Origin of the sequence: Microvirga makkahensis (genome assembly GCF_009830105.1) — a bacterium.
GTDB classification, from domain to species: Bacteria; Pseudomonadota; Alphaproteobacteria; order Rhizobiales; family Beijerinckiaceae; genus Microvirga; species Microvirga makkahensis.
The window spans coordinates 1-508 of record NZ_WURB01000094.1 but is presented as its reverse complement, the minus strand read 5'-3'; the positions used below and the strand labels follow the sequence as shown (position 1 = coordinate 508).

Genomic DNA, 508 nt, shown 5'->3' with positions numbered 1-508 from the left:
TCATGCTGCATACTGTCGGGCTGCATTGCCTTCAGCCGGATCGGCAGGATCGCTGTGCAGATGCGGGGGCATCTATGCAACATTCTATCGTGCGAAATCACGCACGATCTTTATCGAATGCGGGTGGAAGCGCCCCTCAAAAGCGTGCTCAGATGGCATCGAGCGCGGCATCTTTTGCATGGCTGGCCAGGAGCGTGTTTCGTGGTGCCCCGTATTCAAGCGGCATGATCCGGCACTTGCCCCTCCTCGCGCTTTGGAAGCACGAGCGGGGTGGCTCAGGACACCGACATTTGCGTACGCTTGAGTTGGGATGACCATGGATTCCGTCATCTCGATTCATACGAAGAGTGCCTCCGCAATCTTCACTCAGAAGGCTCTTGCCGCTTGGCAGACCTTGGAGCGGCGGTTTGCTACGCAGCTATCGAGCGCTGAAATAGACCACATGTTCGCCCGGTTCGTTTTCGGACTCACCTCGCCCATTCATGGCGAGGACGAACCGCTGATCCAC

Annotated in this window: 1 pseudogene; it reads left to right on the top strand. The window is 57.5% G+C overall.

Features of this window, described 5'->3' with window-relative positions:
- Positions 1 to 316 precede the first annotated feature (316 nt).
- Positions 317 to 508: pseudogene (locus GR328_RS27035) on the top strand (hypothetical protein); the annotation flags it as partial.